The sequence below is a fragment of the Variovorax beijingensis genome (assembly GCF_007828835.1).
GTDB lineage: Bacteria > Pseudomonadota > Gammaproteobacteria > Burkholderiales > Burkholderiaceae_C > Variovorax > Variovorax beijingensis_A.
The window spans coordinates 625,154-649,654 of sequence record NZ_VIVL01000002.1; the positions used below are offsets into that span (position 1 = coordinate 625,154).

Annotated in this window: 27 protein-coding genes; 13 read left to right on the forward strand and 14 right to left on the reverse strand. The window is 69.0% G+C overall.

The genetic code is table 11. The annotated features are described in order from the left end of the window. Positions 1 to 1,185, forward strand: coding sequence for an FAD-dependent monooxygenase (locus FB547_RS09225; RefSeq protein WP_145741516.1), 1,185 nt, complete (start codon positions 1 to 3; stop codon positions 1,183 to 1,185). A gap of 24 nt (positions 1,186 to 1,209) precedes the next feature. On the opposite strand, the gene FB547_RS09230 is transcribed toward FB547_RS09225, so the two are convergent. The 7 genes from FB547_RS09230 to FB547_RS09260 form a co-directional block, all read right to left on the reverse strand. Further along, the gene (locus tag FB547_RS09230) at positions 1,210 to 2,460 is read right to left on the reverse strand and encodes an SMI1/KNR4 family protein (protein ID WP_145741518.1); all 1,251 of its coding nucleotides are present in this window, start codon (positions 2,458 to 2,460) and stop codon (positions 1,210 to 1,212) included. A 73-nt stretch (positions 2,461 to 2,533) separates the two neighbouring features. After that, positions 2,534 to 3,394, reverse strand: a complete 861-nt coding sequence (gene kynA, locus FB547_RS09235) for a tryptophan 2,3-dioxygenase (protein WP_145741520.1) — start codon at positions 3,392 to 3,394, stop codon at positions 2,534 to 2,536. Beyond that, entirely contained in the window at positions 3,391 to 4,677 is a 1,287-nt protein-coding gene (kynU, locus tag FB547_RS09240) for a kynureninase (protein ID WP_145741522.1), read from the reverse strand. The genes kynA and kynU overlap by 4 nt, the downstream gene beginning before the upstream one ends. A gap of 11 nt (positions 4,678 to 4,688) precedes the next feature. After that, entirely contained in the window at positions 4,689 to 5,342 is a 654-nt protein-coding gene (kynB, locus tag FB547_RS09245; protein WP_145741524.1) for an arylformamidase, read from the reverse strand. Positions 5,343 to 5,416: 74 nt separating this feature from the next. Continuing rightward, the gene (locus tag FB547_RS09250) at positions 5,417 to 5,725 is read right to left on the reverse strand and encodes a YkgJ family cysteine cluster protein (protein WP_145741526.1); all 309 of its coding nucleotides are present in this window, start codon (positions 5,723 to 5,725) and stop codon (positions 5,417 to 5,419) included. 24 nt (positions 5,726 to 5,749) lie between these two features. Further along, positions 5,750 to 6,685: an ornithine carbamoyltransferase gene (argF, locus tag FB547_RS09255; protein WP_055799605.1), complete on the reverse strand. Its 936-nt coding sequence runs from the start codon at positions 6,683 to 6,685 to the stop codon at positions 5,750 to 5,752. Beyond that, complete coding sequence (locus FB547_RS09260; RefSeq protein ID WP_145741528.1) at positions 6,682 to 7,890, reverse strand: aspartate aminotransferase family protein; 1,209 nt, start codon at positions 7,888 to 7,890, stop codon at positions 6,682 to 6,684. Before FB547_RS09260 ends, argF begins: the two co-directional genes overlap by 4 nt. Before the next feature lie 160 nt (positions 7,891 to 8,050). On the opposite strand from FB547_RS09260, the gene FB547_RS09265 reads away from it, so the two are divergent. Further along, positions 8,051 to 8,371: a DUF3579 domain-containing protein gene (locus FB547_RS09265; protein WP_145741530.1), complete on the forward strand. Its 321-nt coding sequence runs from the start codon at positions 8,051 to 8,053 to the stop codon at positions 8,369 to 8,371. A 138-nt stretch (positions 8,372 to 8,509) separates the two neighbouring features. Here FB547_RS09265 and rpsT read toward each other — a convergent pair whose 3' ends face one another. Next, positions 8,510 to 8,824, reverse strand: a complete 315-nt coding sequence (gene rpsT, locus FB547_RS09270; protein WP_007831346.1) for a 30S ribosomal protein S20 — start codon at positions 8,822 to 8,824, stop codon at positions 8,510 to 8,512. 106 nt (positions 8,825 to 8,930) lie between these two features. Between rpsT and murJ the strand changes: the two genes are divergently transcribed. The 5 genes from murJ (at position 8,931) to FB547_RS09295 (ending at position 12,860) form a co-directional block, all read left to right on the forward strand. Beyond that, complete coding sequence (gene murJ, locus FB547_RS09275) at positions 8,931 to 10,484, forward strand: murein biosynthesis integral membrane protein MurJ (protein WP_145741532.1); 1,554 nt, start codon at positions 8,931 to 8,933, stop codon at positions 10,482 to 10,484. Between the two features lie 100 nt (positions 10,485 to 10,584). Further along, entirely contained in the window at positions 10,585 to 11,436 is an 852-nt protein-coding gene (locus FB547_RS09280; RefSeq protein WP_124957143.1) for a SirB1 family protein, read from the forward strand. Next, positions 11,436 to 11,864 (forward strand): bleomycin resistance protein, encoded by a 429-nt coding sequence (locus FB547_RS09285; protein WP_145741534.1) that lies wholly within the window; start codon positions 11,436 to 11,438, stop codon positions 11,862 to 11,864. Before FB547_RS09280 ends, FB547_RS09285 begins: the two co-directional genes overlap by 1 nt. A gap of 129 nt (positions 11,865 to 11,993) precedes the next feature. Continuing rightward, a complete protein-coding gene (locus FB547_RS09290; protein ID WP_145741536.1) occupies positions 11,994 to 12,416 on the forward strand; it encodes a YciI family protein in 423 nt (140 codons plus the stop codon). 27 nt (positions 12,417 to 12,443) lie between these two features. After that, positions 12,444 to 12,860, forward strand: coding sequence for a YciI family protein (locus tag FB547_RS09295; protein WP_145741538.1), 417 nt, complete (start codon positions 12,444 to 12,446; stop codon positions 12,858 to 12,860). A 10-nt stretch (positions 12,861 to 12,870) separates the two neighbouring features. Here the strand turns inward: FB547_RS09295 and FB547_RS09300 are convergent, their stop codons facing one another. Next, positions 12,871 to 13,845: a formylglycine-generating enzyme family protein gene (locus tag FB547_RS09300; RefSeq protein ID WP_145741539.1), complete on the reverse strand. Its 975-nt coding sequence runs from the start codon at positions 13,843 to 13,845 to the stop codon at positions 12,871 to 12,873. A 44-nt stretch (positions 13,846 to 13,889) separates the two neighbouring features. Between FB547_RS09300 and FB547_RS09305 the strand changes: the two genes are divergently transcribed. Beyond that, the gene (locus FB547_RS09305; RefSeq protein ID WP_145741541.1) at positions 13,890 to 15,185 is read left to right on the forward strand and encodes an RNA polymerase sigma factor; all 1,296 of its coding nucleotides are present in this window, start codon (positions 13,890 to 13,892) and stop codon (positions 15,183 to 15,185) included. Positions 15,186 to 15,209: 24 nt separating this feature from the next. Here the strand turns inward: FB547_RS09305 and FB547_RS09310 are convergent, their stop codons facing one another. From FB547_RS09310 to purM, 5 genes are all read right to left on the reverse strand, one after another. Then, positions 15,210 to 16,202, reverse strand: a complete 993-nt coding sequence (locus tag FB547_RS09310) for a GlxA family transcriptional regulator (protein ID WP_145741543.1) — start codon at positions 16,200 to 16,202, stop codon at positions 15,210 to 15,212. Continuing rightward, complete coding sequence (locus FB547_RS09315; RefSeq protein WP_145741545.1) at positions 16,169 to 16,792, reverse strand: DJ-1/PfpI family protein; 624 nt, start codon at positions 16,790 to 16,792, stop codon at positions 16,169 to 16,171. The genes FB547_RS09310 and FB547_RS09315 overlap by 34 nt, the downstream gene beginning before the upstream one ends. Beyond that, the gene (locus tag FB547_RS09320) at positions 16,789 to 17,373 is read right to left on the reverse strand and encodes a cysteine hydrolase family protein (RefSeq protein WP_145741547.1); all 585 of its coding nucleotides are present in this window, start codon (positions 17,371 to 17,373) and stop codon (positions 16,789 to 16,791) included. Before FB547_RS09320 ends, FB547_RS09315 begins: the two co-directional genes overlap by 4 nt. 103 nt (positions 17,374 to 17,476) lie before the next feature. Next, positions 17,477 to 18,541, reverse strand: a complete 1,065-nt coding sequence (locus FB547_RS09325; RefSeq protein WP_145741549.1) for an AI-2E family transporter — start codon at positions 18,539 to 18,541, stop codon at positions 17,477 to 17,479. A 42-nt stretch (positions 18,542 to 18,583) separates the two neighbouring features. Further along, complete coding sequence (gene purM / locus FB547_RS09330; RefSeq protein ID WP_145741550.1) at positions 18,584 to 19,624, reverse strand: phosphoribosylformylglycinamidine cyclo-ligase; 1,041 nt, start codon at positions 19,622 to 19,624, stop codon at positions 18,584 to 18,586. A gap of 119 nt (positions 19,625 to 19,743) precedes the next feature. Here purM and hda point away from each other — a divergent pair, with 119 nt between their 5' ends. The 5 genes from hda to FB547_RS09355 all read left to right on the forward strand — a co-directional run bounded on the left by hda (position 19,744) and on the right by FB547_RS09355 (position 24,498). Then, a complete protein-coding gene (gene hda / locus FB547_RS09335) occupies positions 19,744 to 20,430 on the forward strand; it encodes a DnaA regulatory inactivator Hda (RefSeq protein ID WP_223262175.1) in 687 nt (228 codons plus the stop codon). Positions 20,431 to 20,449: 19 nt separating this feature from the next. Then, positions 20,450 to 22,081, forward strand: a complete 1,632-nt coding sequence (gene pcnB, locus FB547_RS09340; RefSeq protein ID WP_145741553.1) for a polynucleotide adenylyltransferase PcnB — start codon at positions 20,450 to 20,452, stop codon at positions 22,079 to 22,081. Then, positions 22,078 to 22,713, forward strand: coding sequence for a 2-amino-4-hydroxy-6-hydroxymethyldihydropteridine diphosphokinase (gene folK / locus FB547_RS09345; RefSeq protein ID WP_307697194.1), 636 nt, complete (start codon positions 22,078 to 22,080; stop codon positions 22,711 to 22,713). Before pcnB ends, folK begins: the two co-directional genes overlap by 4 nt. A gap of 116 nt (positions 22,714 to 22,829) precedes the next feature. Next, positions 22,830 to 23,474 (forward strand): DUF47 domain-containing protein, encoded by a 645-nt coding sequence (locus FB547_RS09350; protein ID WP_021006205.1) that lies wholly within the window; start codon positions 22,830 to 22,832, stop codon positions 23,472 to 23,474. Between the two features lie 13 nt (positions 23,475 to 23,487). Beyond that, positions 23,488 to 24,498, forward strand: a complete 1,011-nt coding sequence (locus FB547_RS09355) for an inorganic phosphate transporter (RefSeq protein WP_145741555.1) — start codon at positions 23,488 to 23,490, stop codon at positions 24,496 to 24,498. Positions 24,499 to 24,501 lie beyond the last annotated feature (3 nt).

Genomic DNA, 24,501 nt, shown 5'->3' on the forward strand with positions numbered 1-24,501 from the left:
ATGCCCACGCACGTCCTCGTCGTCGGCGGCGGCATCGGGGGGCTTTCTGCTGCGCTGGCGCTGTCCCGCGGCGGCCACCGCGTCGATGTCTTCGAGCAGGCGCCCGTGTTCGCCGAGATCGGCGCCGGCATCCAGATGGGGCCCAACGTCACGCGGCGTCTCGCGCAACTGGGTCTGGCCGAAGGCCTGGCGGCCATCGCCGCGCGGCCTGATGCGCTGGTGGTGCAGAGCGCGGGCAGCGGCGCCGAGCTGGCCCGCCTGCCACTGGGCGACGCGATGCGCGAGCGCTACGGCGCTCCCTATCTCTGCGTGCACCGCGCCGACCTGCATGCGCTGCTGCTCGAAGCGGTGCGCGCTCGCGGCCGGGGCACCCTGGTGACCGATGCGCGCATCGCGCAGGTCGAGACCAGCGACGATCTCGTGTGCATCTCGAGCAGCGGCGCGCGGGCCTGGGAGGGCGAGGCACTGATTGGCGCCGACGGCCTCTGGAGCCTGGCGCGGCAACGCCTCGATGTGCCGTCCGCAGCCGAGCCGCCGCGCGCCACCGGCCACACGGCCTGGCGCGCGATGGCCGAGCAGGCCGCGCTGCCGCAGGCCCTGCGCCGCGGCCGGATCGACGTGTGGCTCGGCCCGCAGCTGCATGCGGTGGCGTACCCGGTGCGCGGCGGCGCCTGGCTCAACGTGGTGGTGATCGCGGAATCGGCACCGGCCGGCGATGCACGCGACTGGGACCAGGCCAGCAGCCTCGCCGCGTTGCAGAAGGCCACGGGCCGCAGTGGAGGCGCCTTGCAGGCACTGCTCGAAGCCATGCCCGGCTGGCGCGCCTGGACGCTCAGCGACCGGCCGCCGCTGGCTTCCGCGGCCGAGATGGCCCACGAGCGCGTGGCGTTGGTGGGCGATGCCGCGCATCCGATGGTCCCCTACCTGGCGCAGGGCGCAGGCATGGCCATCGAGGATTCGGTGGCCCTGGCCGAGGCGCTGGGCCAAGGCGATGCCGCCGACGTGCCGGCCGCCTTCGCCCGCTACGCCGAGGCGCGCTGGCAGCGCAATGCGCTCGTGCAGGCCAAGGCCCGGCGCAACGGCCAGATCTTCCATGCGGCCGGCGCGGTGCGCATCGGCCGCGACCTGGCGATGCGCACGCTCGGCGCACGGCTGCTGGACCAGCCCTGGCTGTATGGCGGCTGAGAGCGGCCGCGCCACAGGGGCGGTTCAGAGCCTGAATGTCTGCAGGTGCTCGATGCGTTCGGCCAGGCCCTCGGCACCCAGGTAGTGGCCATGCGTGCCTTCCCGGACCTCGAGCAGTGTGGCTTCGAGTTCGGCCAGCGTCGCATCGCGGTCGATGACAAAGGCGGGCGGCACGTCGATGCCCGCCTCGGCGCATGCGTCGGCGATCAGGTGCGCGCTGGCGGGCGCACCGCAGGCCGCGCACTTGACGATGGCCGCCACGCTGGGTTCGGCCCCGTTGGCGAGCAGCGCGCTCGTGAGCTCCGGCGAGATCTGCCCGTCGACATTGCCCAGCGCATCGCGCGCCACCGGCGCGCCCGCGCGCACCAGCGCCATGGCCGCGGCGAAGGCGCCCTGGCCGATGGCCACGTCGGTGGCCAGCGCGCTGCCCTGCTGTGGGCCGTCGAAGCTCACGCCCGCGGCCGCGAGTTCGGCCACCAGCTCCGCGTCGTCGGTGCCGATGGCGTGGTGCAGCGCGGCACGCGCGATGGCCGGCAGCCGGCGCAGCGTGCCGTCTGCCAGCGGCGTGCGCCAGTCGACCACGGCGCGGCAATAGAAGGCCACCAGCTTGTCCATCAGGTCGAGGTCCAGTCCGTGGTCCTGGTGCCGGTCGTCGAGGTATTGCAGTAGATCCTGGCCCGAGAAATAGTCCCCCGTGGGCGCCAGCGGATCCTCGTCCAGGTGCAGCGCCGCGAAGGCGCCGCGCAGGTCGGGCGCGATGGTGCTCACGCTGTCTTCGTGCAGCGCATGCGTCCAGGCGGGCGGCAGCCCATGTTTCCACGCGACGATGCAGCCATGCTCGGGGCCGGGCTCGACCACCGCATAGACGCGGTCGCAGTATTCGAAGCCGCCGAAGGGCAGGTGCGTGAGCTTGCCGCTCCAGGCGCGGCCTTCCTCCTTGGCGGCCTCTTCGGCCAGCTCCTGTTCATGTTCGATCCAGCCCTGCAGGTCGCGGTAGCCGTCGCTGCCGTCCCAGAACAGCTCCGACCAGCTGATCGATTCCACGTTGCCGCCCATCGGCAGCGACAGGTCGTAATCGAGCCGCCCGCCCGCCGTCTGCCGCCACAGCGCGGCCAGCGCCTCGGGCAGCGGGCCGGCGCACAGCGCCTCGATGGCGGCGATCCGCTGCGCCGGCATGGGCGGCTGGGCCTCGAAGATCACGCGGTCCGCGAACAGGACCACACCATGCTCGCGCAGGGTTGCGAGCTCGTCGGGCGAGAACTGGACATCGTTCATGGCGGGGCCTCCGTTGTTGTTGCCAACCAATGTAGCGCTTCAGGCAGATGGGGCAAGCGGGGCAAGCGATAGCTCACAGGTCGGTACGCAGCTTCCAGATTTCGGGGAACAGCACCACATCGAGCATCTTGCGCAAGTAGCTCACGCCGCCGGTGCCGCCCGTGCCGCGCTTGAAGCCGATCACGCGCTCCACCGTGGTCACGTGGCGAAAACGCCAGAGGCGGAAGGCGTCTTCGAGGTCGGTGAGTTTTTCGCCGAGCTGGTACAGGTCCCAATGGTCGTGCGGGTTGCGGTACACCGTGAGCCAGGCCGCTTCCACGCCGTCGCTGGCTTCATAGGGCAGGGTCCAGTCGCGCTCCAGGTGATCGGCGGGCACCGGCAGGCCATGGCGTGCGAGCAGCTTCAGCGACTCGTCGTAGAGCGAAGGCGAGCGGTAGGCCGCGTCCACCTGCGCGAGCAGATCGGGCCGGTGCGCATGCGGCTTGAGCATGGCGGCGTTCTTGTTGCCGAGCGCAAACTCGATGCAGCGGTACTGCGCGCTCTGGAAGCCGCTGGAGTTGGCAAGGTAGGGTCGCATCGCCGTGTACTCGGGCGGCGTCATGGTCGAGAGCACGGTCCATGCGCTCACCAGCTGCTCCATGATGCGGCTCACGCGCGCGAGCATCTTGAAGGCGTCGGCCAGCTTCTCCTCGGCGATGCAGGTGGTGGCGGCGCGCAGCTCGTGCAGCATCAGCTTCATCCAGAGCTCGCTGGTCTGGTGCTGCACGATGAACAGCATCTCGTCGTGCGCGGGCGAAAGCGGATGCTGGGCGTTGAGGATCTCGTCGAGGTGCAGGTAGTCGCCGTAGCTCATCGACGCGCTGAAATCCAGCTGCGCCTTTTCCTCGTGGACGATCTTCTCGGGGCTCTGGCCCGTGCTCTTTTCGGTGCTCATGTCACTGCGTTCTTGCGGTTGAATTCGGCGCGTTGCCACTCGCCCGTCCGGAGCACCTGCACCAGATGCTCGACCGAGTTCCACACATCCTCGAAGCCAAGGTACAGCGGCGTGAAGCCGAAGCGAAGGATGTCGGGCATCTGCGAATCGCCGGCGCGGTAGTCGCCGATCACGCCGCGCGCGATCAGCGCCTGCACGATGGCGTAGGCGCCTTCGTCGCGGCTCAGGCACACCTGCGAGCCGCGGCGTGCGTGTTCGCGCGGCGTGACGAGCGCGAGGCCCTGGCCCGCGCAGCGTTCTTCCACCAGCGCGATGAACAGGTCGGTGAGCGCGAGCGACTTGGCGCGCAGCGCGGCCATCGCGCCGTTTGAACCGTTGAAGACTTCGGCCGCGAGCACGGTGTCGAGCCCGCATTCGAGCCCCGCCAGCGCGATGACCGGCTGCGTGCCGCAGAGATAGCGGCCCACCCCCGGCGCGGGGCGGTAGTGCGGCGTGAATTCGAAGGGCGCCGCATGGCCCCACCAGCCCGACAGCGGCTGCTCGAACTTGCCCGCATGCCGCGTATGCACCCAGGCAAAGGCCGGCGCGCCGGGGCCGCCGTTCAGGTACTTGTAGCCGCAGCCGATGGCGTAGTCGGCATTGCTGTCGTTCAGCGCGACCGGCACCGCGCCCGCGCTGTGCGCCAGGTCCCACACCGTGAGCGCGCCGGCGGCGTGCGCGGCGGCGGTGATGGCCTTCATGTCGTGCATGGCGCCGGTGCGGTAGTTCACGTGCGTGAGCATCAGCACGGCCACTTCGTCGGTCAGCACCGAATCCGGGCCTTGCAGTTCGCTCGCATCGATCAGCTTGAGCGTGAAGCCGCGTTCGCGGCACAGCGACTCGGCGATGTAGAGGTCGGTCGGGAAGTTGCTGCGCTCGCTGACCACCAGCCTGCGCCCGCTGTCCTTCTGCTGCGAGAGCGCCGCGAACAGCACCTTGTAAAGGTTGACCGAAGTGCTGTCGGTGCACACGACTTCGCCGGGCGCGGCGCCGATCAGGCGAGCCACTTTGTCGCCCAGGCGCTGCGGCAGGTCGAACCAGCTGGCGGTGTTCCACGAGCGGATCAGGCCTTCGCCCCATTCCTTGGCCACCACTTCGGCAATGCGTGCCGGCGCGGCCTTCGGCAGCACGCCGAGCGAGTTGCCGTCGAGGTAGAGCACGCCCTCGGGAATGGTGAATTGGTCGCGCAGGGCGCGCAGCGGGTCTTGCGCGTCGAGCGCGCGGCAGTCTTCGAGGGTCGTCATGATGGAGGTTTTCAGCGGGGAAGCTCGCGCAGCACGGCGCGAACCGGGGAGGCATCGGCGCTGACCAGCCTGAGCGGCAGCGCGATGAGTTCGTAGTCGCCCTCGGGCACCTCGTCGAGCACGAGGTTCTCGAGCACGCGCAGGTCGAGGCGGCGGATGCGCTGGTGGCTTTCCAGCGTCTTGCTGTCGGCCGGGTCGATGCTGGCGGTGTCGATGCCGATCAACTTCACGCCCATGGCCGCGAGCCTTTCGACGGTGGCGGGCGCGTAGGCCGCGAGCTGCGGGTCCCAGTGGGCGACGGGCATGGCGGTGTAGGTACGCACCAGCACGCGCGCGGGCAGGGTGCTGTCGATGGCGTGGGCGATGTGCTCCCACTCGATCAGCGGCCCCTTGGCGATGGCATGGATCACCCGGCAGGGGCCGAGGAAGGGTGCGAGGTCCACGAGGCCGATGGCCTGGCCTTCGGGGTCGTAGTGCAGCGGCGCGTCGGCATGCGCGCCGACGTGGGGCGAGAGCTTGATCTCGCTGACGTTGACCGGGCAATCCGGCGAAATGGTGGCTGCCCAGCGCTGCTGGTAGGGCGTGTCGCCGGGGAACACCGGCGTGCCTTCATGCACGGGCGGCGAGATGTCCCAGAGGCGGGGTTGGGGTTGCAGGGAACGCATGGCGCGAAGTTAGCGCCGGGCGAGAGGTCGTGGTGTCGGTTATTTCCAACACATCGCGTGACCAGATGATGGTCTCAGGAAGACAGGCCAGGCAGCCCGTGCCGCGCACGGGCCCGCTCGCAGGCGTCGCTGCCGGCCTGCAGCTCATGGCAGGGGTTGGGGCGCCATTCGTAGATGCCACAGGCCACGGCCTGGCCGATCTTGCCGGTGAGCGCCGCGCAGCGCGGCGGCGTGTGGTCGGTGCCGCGCATGCGGCAGAGGGCGCCGTTCACTTCGACCGCGAGGCCCGCCGGCACCCTGCCGCCGTTCTCGTCGAGTTCGTGGATGCTGAAGTCGACGCGGTAGCTGGCGCAGCAGGCGCCGCATTGCTGGCAATGGGACACGTGGCCGCGCCTTCGGTCAGATGCCTACAGCCGCCCCAGCAGCAGGAACTCCATCAGCGCCTTCTGCGCATGGAGCCGGTTCTCGGCCTCGTCCCACACCACCGACTGCGGGCCGTCGATGACCTCGGCCTGCACTTCCTCGCCGCGGTGCGCGGGCAGGCAGTGCATGAAGAGGGCGTCGGGCTGGGCGATGCGCATCATGTCCTCGTCGACGCACCAGTCGGCAAAGGCCTTGCGGCGGGCCTCGTTCTCGGACTCGTAGCCCATGCTGGTCCAGACGTCGGTGGTCACCAGGTCGGCGCCGCGGCAGGCTTCCATCGGGTCCTTGAAAACCTGGTAGCTGTCGGCCGAGCGCAGGCCCGCCACCGACTGGTCGACCTCGTAGCCGCTGGGCGTGCTCACGTGCACCTTGAAGCCCAGGATCTCGCTGGCCTGCAGCCAGGTGTTGGCCATGTTGTTGCCGTCGCCCACCCAGGCCACGGTCTTGCCCTGGATGGATCCGCGGTGCTCGATGTAGGTGAAGATGTCCGCGAGGATCTGGCAGGGGTGGAACTCGTTGGTCAGGCCGTTGATGACGGGCACGCGCGAGTGCGCGGCGAAGGTGTCGATCTTGGTCTGCTCGTAGGTGCGGATCATCACGAGGTCGACCATGCGGCTGATGACCTTGGCACTGTCCTCGATGGGCTCGGCGCGGCCGAGCTGGCTGTCGCCGGTGGTCAGGTGCACCACGCTGCCGCCGAGCTGGTACATGCCCGCCTCGAAGCTCACGCGGGTGCGCGTGCTGGCCTTCTCGAAGATCATGGCCAGCGTGCGGTCGGTCAGGGGCTGGTGCTTCTCGTAGGTCTTGAACTTCTTCTTGATGATCGCCATGCGATCGAAGAGGTAGGCGTATTCGTCGGCCGTGAAGTCCGAGAACTGCAGGTAGTGGCGGATGGCGTTGGGCGTGGTGGCGGTCGTCATTGCGCTGCAGGCTCCGACAGGAATGTTTTGACGATGGGCGCGAGGATCGCGACGATCTCGTCGGCTTCGGCAATGCTCAGGATGAGCGGCGGCACCAGGCGGATCACCTTGTCGGCCGTCACGCTCAGCAGCAGGCCGGCGTCGCAGGCGCGGTTCAAAATGACGCCGCAGGGCCGGTCGAGCTCGATGCCGAGCATCAGGCCCTGGCCGCGGATTTCCTTCACGCCCGCCAGGCCGCCGATTTCGCGTTCGAGCGCGGCCTTCAGGTGCTCGCCCACGGCGGCGGCGTTCTCGAGCAGCTTGTGCTCTTCCATGATGCGGATGGTTTCGATGCCGGCGCGCATCGCGAGCGGGTTGCCGCCGAAGGTGGTGCCGTGGTTGCCCGGGCCGAAGATGTGGGCGGCCTTGGGGCCAGCCACCACGGCGCCGATCGGCACGCCCGAGCCCAGGCCCTTGGCCAGCGGCATGACGTCGGGCTTGATGCCGGCCCACTGGTGCGCGAACCACTTGCCGGTGCGGCCCATGCCGCATTGCACTTCGTCGATCATCATGAGCCAGTCGCGCTGGTCGCACAGGGCGCGCACCTGCCTGAGGTACTCCCAGCGCATCGGGTTGATGCCGCCTTCGCCCTGGATGGTCTCGAAGAACACGGCGACCACGTTGGGGTTGCCTTCGGTGGCCTTTTTCAGCGCCTCGATGTCGTTCAGCGGCACGCGGATGAAGCCCTCGACCAGCGGGCCGAAACCGGCCTGCACCTTCGGGTTGCCGGTGGCCGACAGGGTGGCGATGCTGCGGCCGTGGAAAGCGGCTTCGTACACCACGATCTCGGGCCGCTCGATGCCCTTGTCATGGCCGAACTTGCGCGCGAGCTTCAGGGCGGCCTCGTTGGCCTCCAGCCCGGTGCAGCAGAAGAAGGCATTGGTCAGGCCCGAGAGCTCGGTCAGCTTGGCGGCCAGCTGTTCCTGGCCGGGCACGTGGTAGTAGTTGGAGCTGTGGATCAGCTTGCTGAGCTGGTCCTGCAGCGCGGGCACCAGCTGGGGGTGGTTGTGGCCCAGCGTGTTCACGGCAATGCCGCCGAGGCCGTCGAGGTAGGCCTTGCCCGCGGTGTCCCAGACTCGGCAGCCCTGGCCGTGCGACAGCGCGATCGGCAGGCGACCGTAGGTGTTCATGACGTGGGGCGAGGTGGGCTGGGCGGTAGCGCTCATTCGGTTCTCCAGATAGGGAACCGCGGATTCTAGGCGTGCGCCTTGACGGCTTCGTTGAGGATTCCGCATTACAGCAATGCCCGCTGCCCGGGAGGCGAAAGGCGCCCGGATAGAATCGCTTGTTGCACCGCAGCACCTGCTGCGGGCGCCTCATTCAACGATGATTTCCCCCACTGCCAAAGAAATCTTCATCCAGGGCATCACCCGCGATGGCCGGACTTTCCGCCCCAGCGACTGGGCCGAGCGGCTGGCCGGCGTGATGTGCTCCTTCCGCCCCGGCGGCGCCTATCCGGGCAGCCACCTGAGCTATTCGCCCTGGTGCATTCCAACCACCATCAACGGGGTCAAGTGCGTGGTGGTGAACCGCGCCCTGCGCGACGCCGAACCCATGGCCTGGGACTTCTGTGTGAATTTCGCGCGCGACAACGACCTGCAGGTGGCCGAGGCCTGCCTGGTGCCCGACGTGCCGCCCAAGGCCTGAGCGGGCGGCCTCCTCCGGCAGGACAGAAGCGATCGGACATGAAAAAACCGCCCGAAGGCGGTTTTTTACACTTTGCTGCAGCGCACCCCGATCAAACGGCGGACCGGAGAATTCCGGTCCGGGCTTGCCTGACAGGTGTCAGGCGGCGGCCTTTTCAGGCGCGAGGGCGAGGGCCTTGACCTTCGCCGACAGGCGGCTCTTGTCGCGAGCAGCCTTGTTCTTGTGGAAGATGCCCTTGTCGGCGACGGTGTCGACGATGCTCTGGGCCTTCGCGAAGAGTTCGCTTGCCTTGGTCTTGTCGCCGGCCAGGACGGCCTTTTCGACATTCTTCACGGCGGTGCGGTATTTGGAGCGCAGCGAGGTGTTCGCAGCGTTGAGCTTGGTGTCCTGGCGGACGCGCTTACGGCCGGAGGCGAGGCGCGGGTTCTTTTTCTTGGGCTTGGCGGATGCCATGGTTTGGTTCCTTAGGTGTCTGAGGATGATGCAGCAAAGCCCTCCATTATAGGCCGGGTTGCCTTTTTCGCCGAATCGGGGCTTGCCGGGCCCTACACTCGCCCCCGTGTCCCTGTTCAAATCCGCTTCCACCGTATCCCTGCTGACCCTCGCTTCGCGGATCACGGGCCTCGTGCGCGACGTGCTTTTTGCCTCGGTGTTCGGCGTCAGCGCGCTGACCGACGCGTTCAACGTCGCCTTCCGCATTCCCAACCTGTTCCGGCGGGTTTTCGGCGAAGGCGCCTTCAGCCAGGCCTTCGTGCCGGTGCTCGCGGCGCGCAAGACCGAAGCCGGCCAGGAGGGCGCCAAGGCGCTGATCGACCATGTCGCCACGCTGCTGACCTGGGCGCTGGTGGTGGTCTGCGTGGCCGGCGTGGCCGGCGCGCCGCTCCTGGTGTGGGCCATGGCCAGCGGGCTGGCGGGCTTCGACGCCGCCGTGGTCATGACGCGCTGGATGTTCCCCTACATCGGCTTCATGTCGCTCGTGGCGCTGGCGGGCGGCATCCTGAACACCTGGCGCAAGTTCGCGGTGCCGGCCGCCTCGCCGGTGCTGCTCAACATCGCGCTGATCCTGGCAATCGTCGTCGGGGCGCCGTTGTTCCGCCGCTACGGCATCGAGCCGATCTATGCCCAATGCGTGGGCGTGCTGGTCGGCGGCGTGCTGCAGCTGGCCATCCAGATTCCGGCGTTGCGTGCGCTGGGCCTCCTGCCGCGCATCGGTGCGAGCTTCAAGGCCCTGGGCGACGCCTGGCGCGACCCCGCCACGCGCCAGGTGCTGAAGCTGATGCTGCCCGCCCTGCTGGGCGTGAGCGTGGCGCAGATCTCGCTGCTCATCAACACGCAGATCGCCTCGCATCTTGCGGTCGGCAGCGTGACCTGGATCGGCAATGCCGACCGCCTCATGGAGTTTCCGACCGCGATGCTCGGCGTGGCGCTCGGCGTGGTGCTGATGCCGCAGCTGGCCGGCGCCCGCGCGGCCAAGGACGACGCGCGCTACTCGTCGCTGCTCGACCTGGGCCTGCGGCTGGTGGTGCTGCTGTCGGCGCCGTGCGCCGTCGCGCTGCTGCTCTTTGCCCAGCCGCTGGTGGCCGTGCTGTTCCACAACGGCGCCTACCAGGGCGAGGACGTGCAGCGCACCACCGTGGCGCTGATGGGCTATGGCGTCGGGCTGATCGGCCTGGTGGCCATCAAGGTGCTCGCGCCCGGCTACTACGCCAGGCAGGACACGCGCACGCCCATGCTGATCGCCGTGGGCGTGCTGGTGCTGACCCAGGTCCTCAATTTCTTCCTGGTGCCGGTGCTGCAGCATGCGGCGCTCACGCTGACCATTGCCATCGGCGCGCTGGTCAATGCGGTCTGGCTGCTGGTCGGGCTGATCCGCCGCGGCAGCTACAAGCCCGAACCCGGCTGGGGCAAGTTCGCGCTGCAGGTACTGGCGGGAATGCTGGTGCTCGCGGCCCTGCTGGCATGGGGTTCGCGCCACTTCGACTGGATCGGCCTGCGCGAGCAGCGCTTCCTGCGCATCGGCCTGCTGGCCGCGCTGATCGCCGGCGCGGCGCTGCTGTATTTCGCGGTGCTCGCGGCCGTGGGCGTGCGGCTTCGCAGTTTCATGCGCCGGTAAGAGGCCTTGCGTTGCGGCTTTCCGCAACGCAGCCGTTTTCGAACTGCGCAAGCTGAAAACACCGCCTTGACGCTCCCCGAATGCTCCTCTACAAAGACACATGACGTTCAGCTTTCAGGTTCCCACGGCCCTGGCGTATTTCGAATCGCTGGTGCAGAGCGACGAGCACTTTCCGCTGCTGGAGGCTGCCGCCAGCCTCGCGCAGGACGAATACCCCGACCTCGACGTGCAGCAGGTGCTGGGCGACGTCGACCAGTTGCTCGCGCGCCTGAAGCGCCGGCTGCCGGCCGATGCCGCGCCGCTGGCCCGGCTGCGCGCGCTCAACCAGTTCTTCTTCAACGACTTGAACTTCGGCGGCAACGTCAACGACTACTACGACCCCGACAACAGCTACCTGAACGCCGTGCTGCGCACGCGCCGCGGCATTCCCATTTCGCTGGCGGTGCTGTGGATGGAGCTCGCGCAGGGGCTGGGCCTGCAGGCGCGCGGCATCGGCTTTCCGGGCCACTTCATGCTCAAGGTCACGCTGCCCAAGGGGCAGGTGGTGATCGACCCCTTCACCGGCAAGTCGCTCTCGCGCGAAGAGCTCGGCGAGCGGCTCGAACCCTACAAGCGCAGCAACGGGCTGGTCGGCGATTTCGACGTGCCGCTGGGCCTGTACCTGCAGCCCGCCAGCTCGCGCGAGATCATCGGGCGCATGCTGCGCAACCTGAAGGAAGTGCACCGCGCGCAGGAAGACTGGCAGCGCGCCATCGCCGTGCAGGACCGCCTCATCGCGCTGCTGCCCAACGCCTGGGGCGAGTACCGCGACCGCGGCATCGCGCATGCCGAGCAGGGCAACACGGCGGCCGCCGTGCGCGACCTGGAAACCTACCTCGAGCATGCGGAAGACGCGCTCGACGTCGACGTCATTGCGGAGCGCGTCGCGGCGCTGCGGCGCGAATCCGACTGATGGCCACCAGCACCGGCGTGGCCGACGCGCCCGATCTCGGCACCCTGCATGAATTCCACGGCGTGCAGCCCGTGCTGCCGGTGTCCGACGCCGCGCGCGCCGCGCGCTGGTTCCGCGACGTGCTGGGCTTCGAGATCGACTTCATCGCCGGCGAGCCACCGAGCTACGCGCGGGTCAAGAAGGGCGACCGCAGCTACGGCGACCCGGTCTACCTGCGGCTGTGGCAGTGCAACACCCGCGGGGCGCCGCCCTGGCGCGGCGAGATCGTGATCCACGTGGGCAAGGACATCGACGGCCTGTACGCGGCCTATGCGAAGCGCGGCGTCACGGTGATCGAGCCGCCCGTCTCGCAGCCCTGGGGCCTGCGCGAATTCGCCATCCGCGAGCCCGACGGGCATGTGCTGCGTTTCTGCGGCTATCTGCCCTGAATTTCTGATACATAAAATTACAAATAGATCGAGGCGGCGTGTCGATCAGGCTTGCGCTCGCGCGACGTGTGAACAGGAGCGCGCAAATTCCAGCACCTCCCGATTTCATCAACCTTCAGGAGAAACGACATGCGATTCATGGTTCTGGTCAAGGCCAACAAGGATTCCGAAGCCGGCGTGATGCCGAGTACCGAGGTGCTCACCGCCATGGGCAAGTTCAACGAGGAACTGGTCAAGGCCGGCGTGCTGCTGGCGGGCGAAGGGCTGCATCCGTCTTCCAGGGGTGCGCGCGTGCGCTGCGAAGGCCTCAAGCGCACCGTCATCGACGGTCCTTTTGCCGAAACGAAGGAACTGCTCGCGGGTTTCTGGCTGCTTCAGGTCAAATCTAAGGAGGAAGCCATCGAGTGGATCAAGCGCAGCCCGTTCCAGGAGGGCGAGATCGAGATCCGCCAGGTGTTCGAAGCCTCCGATTTCGGCGACTCGATGACGCCCGAACTGCTGGCGCAGGAAGAGCGCCTGCGCGCAGAGGCCTTGGCTAAGGCCGGCAGCTGACAAGACCTTGAAGAGAAGGAGACCGCCATGCGATTCATGCTGCTGATGATTCCCCACGGCTACGAAACCGCCGCGCCCGGCACCATTCCCGACGACGTCGATGCGGTGGCGGCCATGATGGCCTACAACGAGTCGATGCAGAAGGCCGGCGTGCTGATCAGCTGCGACGGCCTGCATCCGCCCTCGATGGGTGCGCGCGTGAGCTTTCCGGGCCGCAAGCCCAAGGTGGTCGACGGCCCCTTCGCCGAGGCCAAGGAAGTGCTCGGCGGCTACTGGATCATCGACGTGCCCTCGCGCGCCGATGCCATCGAATGGGCCACGCGCTGCCCCGGCAGCGAGAACGAGGTCATCGAGGTCCGGCAGATCCAGGAAATTGCCGACTTCCCGCCCGAGGTGCAGGCGCTGACGACCGAATTCGCGTCGATGCAGGCCGTCAAGAAATAGGATCCGCTGGTCAGTCCTCTCGCACCAGCCGGATGCCCACCAGCGTGTAGCGCGTGTCCGGCGCGTTCCAGTTGCGATAGGCCGCCCGGGCATAGAAGGCCCAGGTGTGCCAGGAGCCGCCGCGGCGTACCCGCACTCCGCCTTGGGCGGGGCCCTGCGGGTCGTCGAGCGGCGACTGCGCGTAGTATTTCTCGCCATGCCAGTCGGCCACCCATTCCCACGCATTACCGTGCATGTCGTAAAGGCCCCAGGCGTTCGGCGCAAAGCTGCCGACCGGCGCGGTGAACGCGTAGCCATCGTCGCCGTCCAGCGCCATCGGCTGCCAGCGCGGCCAGTACCGGGCGCTGTTCGCATCGAACACGTTGGCCGCGCCCAGCAGCGAGTGCGGCTCGTCGCCCGAGCTGTAGCGGCTGCGCGTGCCGGCGCGGCAGGCGTATTCCCATTCGGCCTCGGTCGGCAGCCGGTAGCGGCGGCCCTCGGTCTTGCTCAGCCAGGCCGCCAGCGCCTGGGCGTCGTTCCAGGTCACGTTGACGACCGGATGGTCGTCGCCTTGCGCGAAGCCGGGGTTGCGCCAGGAGTAGCGCGGGTCGCGGCCCTCGAAGGCGTCGCCGCGCTTCGTGGTGGCCGGGTCGTAGTCGGCGCGCCAGCCGTAGCCGCCGGTTCCGTCGGCCACCGACTCGGGCACGTAGCCCGAGGCTTCGACGAAGCGCCGGAACTGGCCGACCGTCACCTCGTGCCGGCCCATCCAGAAGGAGTGGGTGATGCGCACCCGGTGAACCGGCCCCTCGTCGCCCAGCTGCGCGAATCGCTCTCTCGGCAGCTGCCCATAGGCGGCGGCCAACGATTCGGGCGGTTCGTCGCTGCCCATCAGGAACTCGCCGGCCGGCAGCCTGACGAAAGCCATGCCGAGGCTGTTGCGTTCGACCTCGGCGGCTTGGGCACCGCCGAGGACCATGGCCAGGATCAGGAGGCAGCACTGCTTCATGTGCGGATGCTATTGCACCTCCTGGACAATGAGGAAGCGCACGCATGAGCAATGGCAGGAACCAGGAAGCGGTCGGCCGCACCATCGAGGCGGTATGGCGCATCGAATCCGCCAGGATCATCGCCACCGTCGCGCGCATGGTGCGCGACGTGGGCCTGGCCGAGGAACTGGCGCAGGACGCGCTGGTGTCGGCCCTCGAGCAATGGCCCGAAAAAGGCGTGCCCGACAACCCCGCCGCCTGGCTCACCGCCGTGGCCAAGCGCCGCGCGCTCGACCGGCTGCGCCACCGGCAGCTGGCCGAGCACAAGGCGCCCGAGATCGGCCGCGAGCTCGACGCGCAGCACGAGATGGCCCAGGCCGACTTCGCCGAGGCTGTCGATGCCGCGCTCGACGACGACATCGGCGACGACCTGCTGCGGCTGGTCTTCACCGCCTGCCATCCCGTGCTTTCGACCGAGGCGCGCGTGGCGCTCACGCTGCGCCTGATGGGTGGCCTCGGCACCGACGAGATCGCCCGGGCCTTTCTCGTGCCCGAAGCCACCGTGGCGCAGCGCATCGTGCGCGCCAAGCGCACGCTGCTCGAAGCGCGCGTGCCCTTCGAGGTGCCGCGCCGGCATGAACTCGAAGCGCGGCTCGCCTCGGTGCTCGAGGTGCTCTACCTGATCTTCAACGAAGGCTACTCGGCCACGGCCGGCGACGACTGGATGCGCCCCGCGCTGTGCGAGGAAGCCATGCGCCTGGGCCGCATCGTGGCCGAGCTGATGCCCGATGCCTCGGAAGTGCATGGCCTGGTGGCGCTGATGGAAATCCAGGCCTCGCGCACCGCCGCGCGCGTGGGCGCCTCGGGCGAGCCGGTGCTGCTGCTCGAGCAGAACCGCGCGCGCTGGGACCACATGCTGATCCGGCGCGGCCTGGCGGCACTGGCGCGTGCCGAGGCGCTTGGCGGCGCCTTCGGCCCGTATGCGCTGCAGGCGGCCATTGCCGCCTGCCATGGCCGCGCGCGCACGGCAGAAGACACCGACTGGCCGCGCATCGCTGCGCTGTACGACGCGCTGGCCGAGCTGTCGCCATCGCCCATCGTCGAATTGAACCGCGCGGTGGCGCTGTCGATGGCTTTCGGGCCGGCCGCGGGGCTCGAGGTGGTGGATGCGCTCGTGGGCGAGCCGGCGCTGCGGGCCTACCACCTGCTGCCGGCGGTGCGCGGCGACCTGTTGCTGAAGCTCGGGCGCCGCGACGAGGCGCAGAAGGAATTCGACCGCGCCGCCTCGCTCACGCGCAACACGCGCGAGCGGACCCTGCTGCTGGCGCGTGCGCGGGCCTGTGCGGCTGCGCAGGGCTGAGGTTCCTCAAGAAGCCGGCGGCCGCTACGCCTTCAACGCCGAGGCCGAAGGCGAACCGGGCAATCCGAACTGGTGCCAGGCGCGCCGCAGCTGCGTGTCCGAGCCGAAGCCCGAGATTTCCGCCGCCCGCGTCACGCTCGCGCCCGAGGCCAGCGCAAGCTGCGCGGCCGCCAGCCGCAGCCGCCGCAGGTAGGCCAGCGGCGCCACGCCCGCATGCTCGACGAACAGCCGCGTCAGGTGCCGTGCCGAGGTGTGGGCCACTTCCGCCATCCGCGGCACGCTCCAGTCGGCCTGCGGCTGCTCGCTGACGGCGTCCTGCACGCGGTGCAGTGCGGCGTGCAGGTGGTTGCGGTAGGCCAGGAAGGGCGACAGCTCCGGATCGTGCGGACCGCGCCGCTGCGCCACCACCATCGTCTGCGCCACCTGGGCGGCCAGTGCTTCGCCGCACACATCGGCGATGCGGTGCAGCACCAGGTCGATGCCGGTGGTGACGCCCGCGCTGCTGTACACCGGCGGATCGATCACGAACACGCGGTTGGCCACCACCTCGCAGCGCGGCTCCACCGCGCGCAGTTCGTCGAGGTGATGGTGGTGCGTGGTGGCGCGCCGGCCGGAGAGCGCACCGGCGTGCGCGGCCAGCAGCGCGCCGGCGCAGACGGTGACCAGCTCGAGCCGGCCGGGTTCGAAGCGCTGGCCGCGCAGCCAGTGCAGCAGCTCCTGCGTCTCGGCGTTGTCGATCGGGATGGCGTCTCCGGGCAGCCCGACCAGCACGAGCCAGGCCGGGCTCGGCCATTGCGTCGGCAAGGGCGCGATGTTGGCGAGCGCAACGCCCACGGATCCGATCGAGGTGGGACGCGGGCCCGCGAATTCGATCTCGAAGCGCTCGGGCTGGCCGGCCGCGTGCAGCCGCTGGTTCGCGATGCGCAGCGCCTCGGCCGGGCCGGCCCAGTCGAGCACCAGGCTGCCCGGCAGCAGCACGAACACTACGCGGATGGGCTGCTGCTGTTGGAGGTCCATGCGTAGTCCATCTGGCGCGCCGTGCGTTCGGCCAGCGTGCGGCCGGCCAGCCGTTCGACCAGGTAGAGGCTCATGTCGATGCCCGCGCTGATGCCCGCGGAACTGACGATGCGGCCGCTGTCGACCCAGCGCTCGTTTTCGCGCACGTCGAGCGAGGGGAACTGCTCGCGCAAGTCTGCAATGTCTTCCCAGTGCGTGGTGACGGCTTCGCGCGTGGCCACGCCGCTCTTGGCGAGCAGGAAGACGCCGGTACAGACCGAGGCGACGAGCTGCGCGCCGGCCGCGCAACCGGCGATCCAGCGCAGGGTGGCGGCGCTTGCCATGGGCGCATCGACCACGCCGCCGGGCACGATCAGCAGGTCGGCCTTCGGATCCGCGTCCAGGTCGTGGTCGGCCAGCAGGCGCAGGCCGGCGCGTGCCTGCACGGGCTGGCTGGCGCTCGCCGCCACCGAAGCCACCTCGAAAGGCGCCGGCGTACCGGGATCCATGCGCTGGCTCACGCGGCTCGCGGTGGTGAACACCTCGAACGGCCCCGCGAAGTCGAGCGCCTCGACGCCGTCGTAGGCGAGGATCAGTACGCGAAGGCTCATGCGGCCAGGCTTTCCGTGGCGTGGGCGCCGGCGCGCTCGAGCGCCTGCGCCACGCTGCAGACCGTGGCGAACCGGCCATCCAGCACAGCCGCCGTGCGCGCCTTGATATCGGCGGCGGCAAGCGGCCGGCCGTCGGGTTGCGGCATGTCGAAGGTCAGCGTGGCCTCGGTCACGTAGTCGACCTCCCAGCCCAGGTCCGAGCCGTGGCGCGCCGTGGTTTCGCAGCATTGCTCGGTGCGGATGCCGCTCACGATCAGCCGGCCGATGCCCTGCTGCGTGAGCCAGATGTCGAGCCCGCTGTTGACCAGCGCGCTGTGGCGGTTCTTGGTGAAGGTGGCCGCTGCCTCAAATGGCGCCAGGCCGTCGATCGGCCGCACGAAGCCCGACTCGACCGCGAAGGGATGGCTTGCGGCAGCGGGACCGTCGACGTGGAAGACGCGCACGATCGGAAGACCGGCGGCCAGGCAGCCCTCGATCAGCGCGTTCTGGGCAGCGAAATAGGGCTGCGCAACGCGCTCGGACCAGTACGCGCGCTGGCGAAACGATTCCTGCGCGTCGATCACAATCAGACAGGATTTCATGGCGTTGGCTCGAAACGGCGAAGTGGATGATGCCGCCTATTCTTCTGCGCCGCCAGGGCACGGTCCGCGCCGAAGCGGACCAGAACCGATCAAATCAGGACATCTAGACAAGCCCCGCGGCCTGCAGCTCTTTCTTGAGGTACGCGTAGAAGAGCGGCGCCGCCACCAGTCCAGCCGGGCCGAACACCGCCTCGGCCACGAACATCACCGCCAGCAGCTCCCACACCCGCATCTGCGTGCGGCTGCCGACCACCTTGGCGTTGATCACGTATTCGGCCTTGTGGATGATGATCAGGAACGCCAGGCAAGCCAGCGCCGTCACGGGCGACACCGACAGCGCCACCAGCGTGATCACCGAGTTGCAGACCAGGTTGCCGACGATGGGCACCAGGCCCGCCACGAAGGTCAGCGTGATCAGCGCCGGCGTGTAGGGCAGGTGGCGGCCCCAGAGCGGCATCAGGAACAGCAGGAAGATGGCGGTCAGCAGCGTGTTGAAGGCGGCGATCCAGAACTGCGCGGCCACGATCTGGCCGAAGGCCTCGCCGAAGATGGCGATGCGGCGGTGCAGCTGCGCGGCGAGCGGCCGGCGCTGCAGCGGCGAGGGTGCGATGGCCGCCAGCCCGCCGACGATGAGCCCCACGTAGGCAAACAGCAGGCCGCCGAGCCACGCCCGTCCGGCCAGCGCCAGCGATCCGGCCTGGGCACGCAGGTAGTTGGCGACCACGCGCTGCACCTCGGCCGCGCCTTCGGGCAGGTAGACCGCAATCTCGGGCGGGAGCTTGAGCCGCAGTTCGAGCACCGTGCGCGCCGTGTAGTCGAGCAGTTCGCGGTACTGGTCGGGCGCGTCGAGGATGTACTCGCGCGCCTGCGACAGGCCCAGCGAGATCAGCGCAATGGGCGCCAGCAGCACCAGCGTGACCGCCAGCACCCGGGCCAGCACGTCGGCACGCCCGGACGGCAGCTTCAGCCGCGCCAGGCCGGCGCCGATCAGCCGCGCGAACCAGCGGGTGGCCAGGAAGCCGATGCACACGCACAGCAGGCCGGGCAGCAGGTGCTGCCACATCACCAGCAGCAGGGCGGCCGGCATCAGCAGGTAGCTGGCCAGCACCACGTTGCGCGAGGCGGCCTGGGGCTTGGTCTCGAAGGTGGCGAGGGAGGGTTTGGCCATCAGGTTCCGGGTGCTGCGCTTGCGAGCCTGGCAGCGGGGAGATCAGCCAACCACGACGGCGGCGCCCGCGCCGCGTTCGGCGATGGTGCCGATCTCGAACACCGACTCGCCGGCCGCGCGCAGCGTGGCGGCGCAGGCGGCCGCTTCGGCCGCATCGATCACCACCACCATGCCGATGCCGTTGTTGAAGGTGCGGTTCATCTCGAGGTCGTCGATGCCGGCCACCTTCTGCAGCCAGGCGAAGAGCTCGGTCTGCGGCCAGCTGCCCTTCCTGAGGTGGGCGGCCGTGCCTTCGGGCAGCACGCGCGGAATGTTCTCGAGCAGGCCGCCGCCCGTGATGTGGGCCAGCGCCTTGATCGGGTGCCTGGCCAGCGCCTCGAGCACCGGCTTCACGTAAAGGTGGGTGGGCTCCATCACGGCTTCGCGGAACGGCTTGCCGTCGAGCGTGGCGGGCAGATCGGCGCCCGCGCGTTCGATCACCTTGCGCACCAGGCTGAAGCCGTTGGAATGCACGCCGGCCGAGGCCAGGCCCAGCACCACGTCGCCGGGCTTCACGTTCTGGCCCGTGAGGATCTTCGACTTTTCGACCGCGCCGACCGCGAAGCCCGCCAGGTCGTACTCGCCGGCCGGGTACATGCCGGGCATTTCGGCGGTTTCGCCGCCGATCAGCGCGCAGCCGGAGATCTCGCAGCCGCGGGCGATGCCGCCGATCACGGCCGCGGCCGTGTCCACGTCGAGCTTGCCGCAGGCGAAATAGTCGAGGAAGAACAGGGGCTCGGCGCCCTGCACCAGCACGTCGTTGACGCTCATGGCCACCAGGTCGATGCCGACCGTGTCGTGCATGTTCCATTCGAAGGCCAGCTTGAGCTTGGTGCCCACGCCGTCGGTGCCGCTCACCAGCACCGGCTCCTTGTAGCGCTTGGGCACCTCGAACAGCGCGCCGAAGCCGCCGATGCCGGCCAGCACGCCTTCGCGCAGGGTCTTCTTGGCCAGCGGCTTGATGCGGTCGACCAGTGCGTCGCCGGCATCGATATCGACACCTGCATCCTTGTAGCTGAGCGGGGTGGGCGTGGGGGAAGTCATGGTCGGACGGTGTCGAGAAGGGCGGGAAGGTGGAGGCGCCGGCGACCGAAGCGGCCGGGCCGATAGAATTCCTCACGATTTTAAGGGCCCTCCGGGCCCCCTCCATGAACCTTCCCGGGATGAAACAGCTCGCGCTCGATATCGGCATTGCGACGGGCCCCAGCTTCGACGCTTTTTTTGCCGGCCCGAACGAGGCGGCGCTGCGGCACCTGCAACTGTGGGTGGGCGGCGCCGGCAGCGCCGTGCCCCACTCTCCCGTGCCCACCTATCTTTGGGGCGAAGGCGGCAGCGGCAAGACCCATCTGCTCGAATCGGTGCGTGTCGCGCTGCGCGAGCAGGGCGCGAGCGTGGGCTGGCTGCATGCCGGCCTGCTGGAGCCGCCCGAATTCGACGAGCGCTGGGGTGCCGTGCTGCTCGACGACGTGCACCTCTACACCGCCGTGCAGCAGCACGCGGCCTTCAACTGGTTCGTCAATGCGCAGACCCTGCAGCGCGGCGTGGTGGCCGCGGGCGCGCTGCCGCCGGCCGACCTGCCGCTGCGCGAAGACCTCCGCACCCGGCTGGGCTGGGGCCATGTGTTCCACCTGCAGGTGCTGAGCGAAAGCGAACGCCGCGCGGTGCTGCGCCAGGCCGCCGACACGCGCGGCGTCATGCTGTCGGACGAGGTGCTCGACTACATGCTGCACCGCTTCAGCCGCGACTTGGGCAGCCTGATGGAGCTGCTCACGCAGCTCGACGGCTACGCCCTTCAGACACAGCGCGCGATCACGATCCCGCTGATCCGATCCATGCTCGAAAACGAATAGAGAAGAGCTTCAACCAACAATGATCAAGAAATTCATCGACAAGCTGCTCGGCAAATCGGCCGGCGGCGCACAGGGCAAGAGCCGCTTCGGCAAGCGCCAGGAGGTGCCGGCAGAGGTTCACAAGATCGATCCAGCCCTGGTCGACGAACGTGCCAGGAACGTCGTCACCACGCTCCAGCAGGCGGGCTACGAGGCCTACGTGGTGGGCGGCGCAGTGCGCGACCTGCTGCTGGGGCTGCGCCCCAAGGACTTCGACGTGGCCACCAACGCCACGCCCGAGCAGGTCAAGTCGCTCTTCCGGCGCGCCTTCATCATCGGGCGGCGCTTTCGCATCGTGCACGTGGTGTACGGCCGCGGCCGCGAGCACGAAGTGATCGAGGTCTCGACCTTCCGCGCCTACATGGACAACGCCGCCGCCGAGCAGGTAGCCGGCAACGAGCGCACCAGCAAGGGCGAACTCGCGAGCATGAAGCATGCGGTGGACGCCAGCGGCCGCGTGCTGCGCGACAACGTCTGGGGCCCGCAGGAAGAAGACGCGGCGCGCCGCGACTTCACCGTGAACGCCATGTACTACGACCCGGCCAACCAGGTCGTGGTCGACTACCACAACGGCATCCGCGATGCCCAGAAGCTCACGCTGCGCATGATCGGCGACCCGGCCACGCGCTACCGCGAGGACCCGGTGCGCATCATCCGCGCGATCCGCTTCTCGGCCAAGCTCGCGGCGCTCGGCTTCAAGATGGAAGCCAAGACGGCCGCGCCGCTGGTCGAATCGAGCAAGCTGCTGGCCGACGTGCCCCAAAGCCGCCTGTTCGACGAAATGCTCAAGCTGCTGCAGACCGGCCATGCCATTGCCACCGTCGAGCAGCTGCGCAAGCTGGGGCTCGCCAAGGGCATCTATCCGCTGCTCGACGTGGTGGTGGAGCGGGCCGACCAGCCCTTCGTGAAGGCGGCGCTGCAGGACACCGACCGCCGCGTCGGCGAAGGCAAGCCCGTGGCGCCGAGCTTCTTGCTGGCCTGCGTGCTGTGGGCCGACGTGCGCGACGGCTGGGCGCAGCGTGTCGAGGGCCGGCATGGCCAGCGCCCGCAGCCGCCGTTCCCGGCGCTCCAGGACGCGATCGACGACGTGTTCAACGCCCGCATCGGCGATGTCTCGGGCCGCGGCAAGCTCGCTGCCGACATGCGCGAGATCTGGATGATGCAGCCGCGCTTCGACAAGCGCACCGGCTCCACCCCCTACAGCCTGGTCGACCAGGCGCGCTTCCGCGCCGCCTTCGACTTCATGCGGCTGCGCGCCGACGTGGGCGAGGTCAGCGAGGCCATTGCCGAGTGGTGGCAGGAGTTCAGCATCGCCGACGACGTGCGCCAGCAAGACCTGCTGGAGCAGGTGCGCGACGAGCAGAAGACCCGCCAGCGCGTGCGAACGCGCGACCCGGTCGCTCCCAAGCCCTCCCGCGGCGAACCGGCGCCGCGCCAGCGCCAGCCCGATGCCGACACGCGTCAGGGCGACGAGGCCGAGGAAGTCGAAGTCGAAGCCGGCGCCGTGCCGCCCGACGGCGAGCCGGCCGCGCCGCGCAAGCGCCGCCGTCGCCGCAAGCCGCGCACCGGAGGTGGTGGCGGCGAGGGCGGCGGGAGCGCCGCAGCCGAATGAGCGCACCGAACCGGCCGAAGGACGGCAAGAGCGGCGGCGGCCAGGGCCGGCCGCCATCGCGTGGCGGCCCTTCGCCGAAGCCGAAGAGCAGCGGGCCGGCGCCCGCGCGGCGCGCGGGCAGGGCCGGGCCTGCCGGTGCGCCCGCCCGCCGCACGCGCGAGGACTATCCGACCGTGCAGGCCTTCGTCGCCATCGGCGCCAACCTGGGCGACGCCCAGGCTGCCGTGAAGGCGGCCATGGACGCCATCGGCACCATCGAGCGCACCGTGGTGACGGCGCGCTCGTCGCTCTACCGCAGCGCGCCGGTCGATGCGGCCGGGCCCGATTTCATCAATGCCGTGGTGGCTGTGCGGACCGGGCTCACGGCCGAGGCTTTCCTGGCCGAGCTGCACCTGCTCGAGGCGCAGGCCGGCCGCGAACGGCCCTTTCCCAATGCCCCGCGCACGCTCGACCTCGACCTGCTGATGCACGGCAACGCGATCAAGGACACGCCTGCGCTGGCCTTGCCGCACCCGCGCATGCGCGACCGCGCCTTCGTGCTGAAGCCGCTCGCCGAGATCGCGCCCGACAAGGTGCCGCGCGCGGCGCTTGCCCGCGTTTCCTCGCAGGTGATCGAGCGGATTCGCGACTGAGCGGCCGGGGGCGGTGACCCCTGTTGCTCGGCCGGCTTTGCTGCGCCCATTACACTTGCGCGGTTTTTCATGACGTTGTCACGCATTTGTGGCAGCCGCGAACCCAGGAGAGCGCCATGTTCGGCAAGCTGCTGCCCCGCGAGGGGAATTTTTTCGAGATGTTCAACCAGCACGCCGAGCGCATCGTCGAAGCGGCGCGGGCGTTCGAGCAACTCGTGGCCAACTACAACGACGTGCATCTGCGCGAGCAGTACAACCGCGACGTCGACAATGCCGAGCGTGCGGCCGACCGCGTCACGCACGACGTCAACCGGCTGATCCACAAGACCTTCATCACGCCGATCGACCGCGAGCAGATCCACAAGCTCATCAACACCATGGACGACGTGGCCGACCTGATCCAGGACTCGGCCGAGACCATGGCGCTGTACGACGTGCGCCACATGACCGACGAGATCGTGCGCCTCACCGCCCTGAGCGTGAAGTGCTGCGACCGCCTGAAGGACGCCGTCAAGTTCCTCGGCAAGATCGCCGATCCGGCGGTGGCCGAGGCCACGCTCAAGACCTGCGAGGAGATCGACCGCCTCGAGTCGGATGCCGACCGCGTGATGCGCAGCGCCATGAGCAAGCTGTTCCGCGAGGAGCCCGACGTGCGCGAGGTGATCAAGCTCAAGGCAATCTACGAATTGCTCGAGACGATCACCGACAAGTGCGAGGACGTGGCCAACGTCATCGAGGGCATCGTCCTCGAGAATTCCTGAGCGGTAACCATCGATGGCAACGGTTCAGGTCGCCCTCTGGGTGGTGATGGTGCTGGTCGCGCTCGCGATCCTGTTCGACTTCATGAACGGCTTCCACGATGCGGCGAACTCTATCGCCACCGTGGTGTCCACCGGCGTGCTCAAGCCGGGCCATGCCGTGCTGTTCGCGGCTTTCTTCAACCTGATCGCGATCTTCATCTTCCACCTGAGCGTGGCGGCGACGGTCGGCAAGGGCATTGCCCAGCCGGGCGTGGTCGATGTGCACGTGGTCTTCGGTGCGCTCGTGGGTGCCATCAGCTGGAACCTCGTGACCTGGTACTACGGCATCCCGAGCAGTTCGTCGCACGCGCTGATCGGCGGCATCGTGGGCGCCGTGATCGCCAAGACCGGCACCGGCGGCCTCGTGGCGTCGGGCATCTGGAAGACCGTGGCCTTCATCTTCGTTTCGCCCTTCCTCGGTTTCGTGCTGGGCTCGATGATGATGGTGCTGGTGGCCTGGGGCTTCCGGCGCGCCACGCCGTCGCGCATCGACCGCTGGTTCCGGCGGCTGCAGCTGGTGTCCGCCGGCGCCTACAGCCTGGGCCATGGCGGCAACGACGCGCAGAAGACCATCGGCATCATCTGGATGCTGCTGATCGCCACCGGCTATGCCTCGGCCACGGACTCGAGCCCGCCGACCTGGACCATCGTGAGCTGCTACGCCGCGATTGCGCTGGGCACCATGTTCGGCGGCTGGCGCATCGTGAAGACCATGGGCCAGAAGATCACCAAGCTCAAGCCTGTGGGCGGCTTCTGCGCCGAGACCGGCGGTGCGCTCACGCTGTTCCTGGCCACCGCGCTGGGCATTCCCGTGTCGACCACTCACACCATCACCGGTGCCATCGTCGGCGTGGGCTCGGCGCAGCGCGCAAGCGCGGTGCGCTGGGGCGTGGCGGGCAACATCGTCTGGGCCTGGATCTTCACGATCCCGGCGTCGGCTTTCGTGGCCGCCATCGCCTACTGGCTCAGCCTGCAGCTTTTCTGAGCT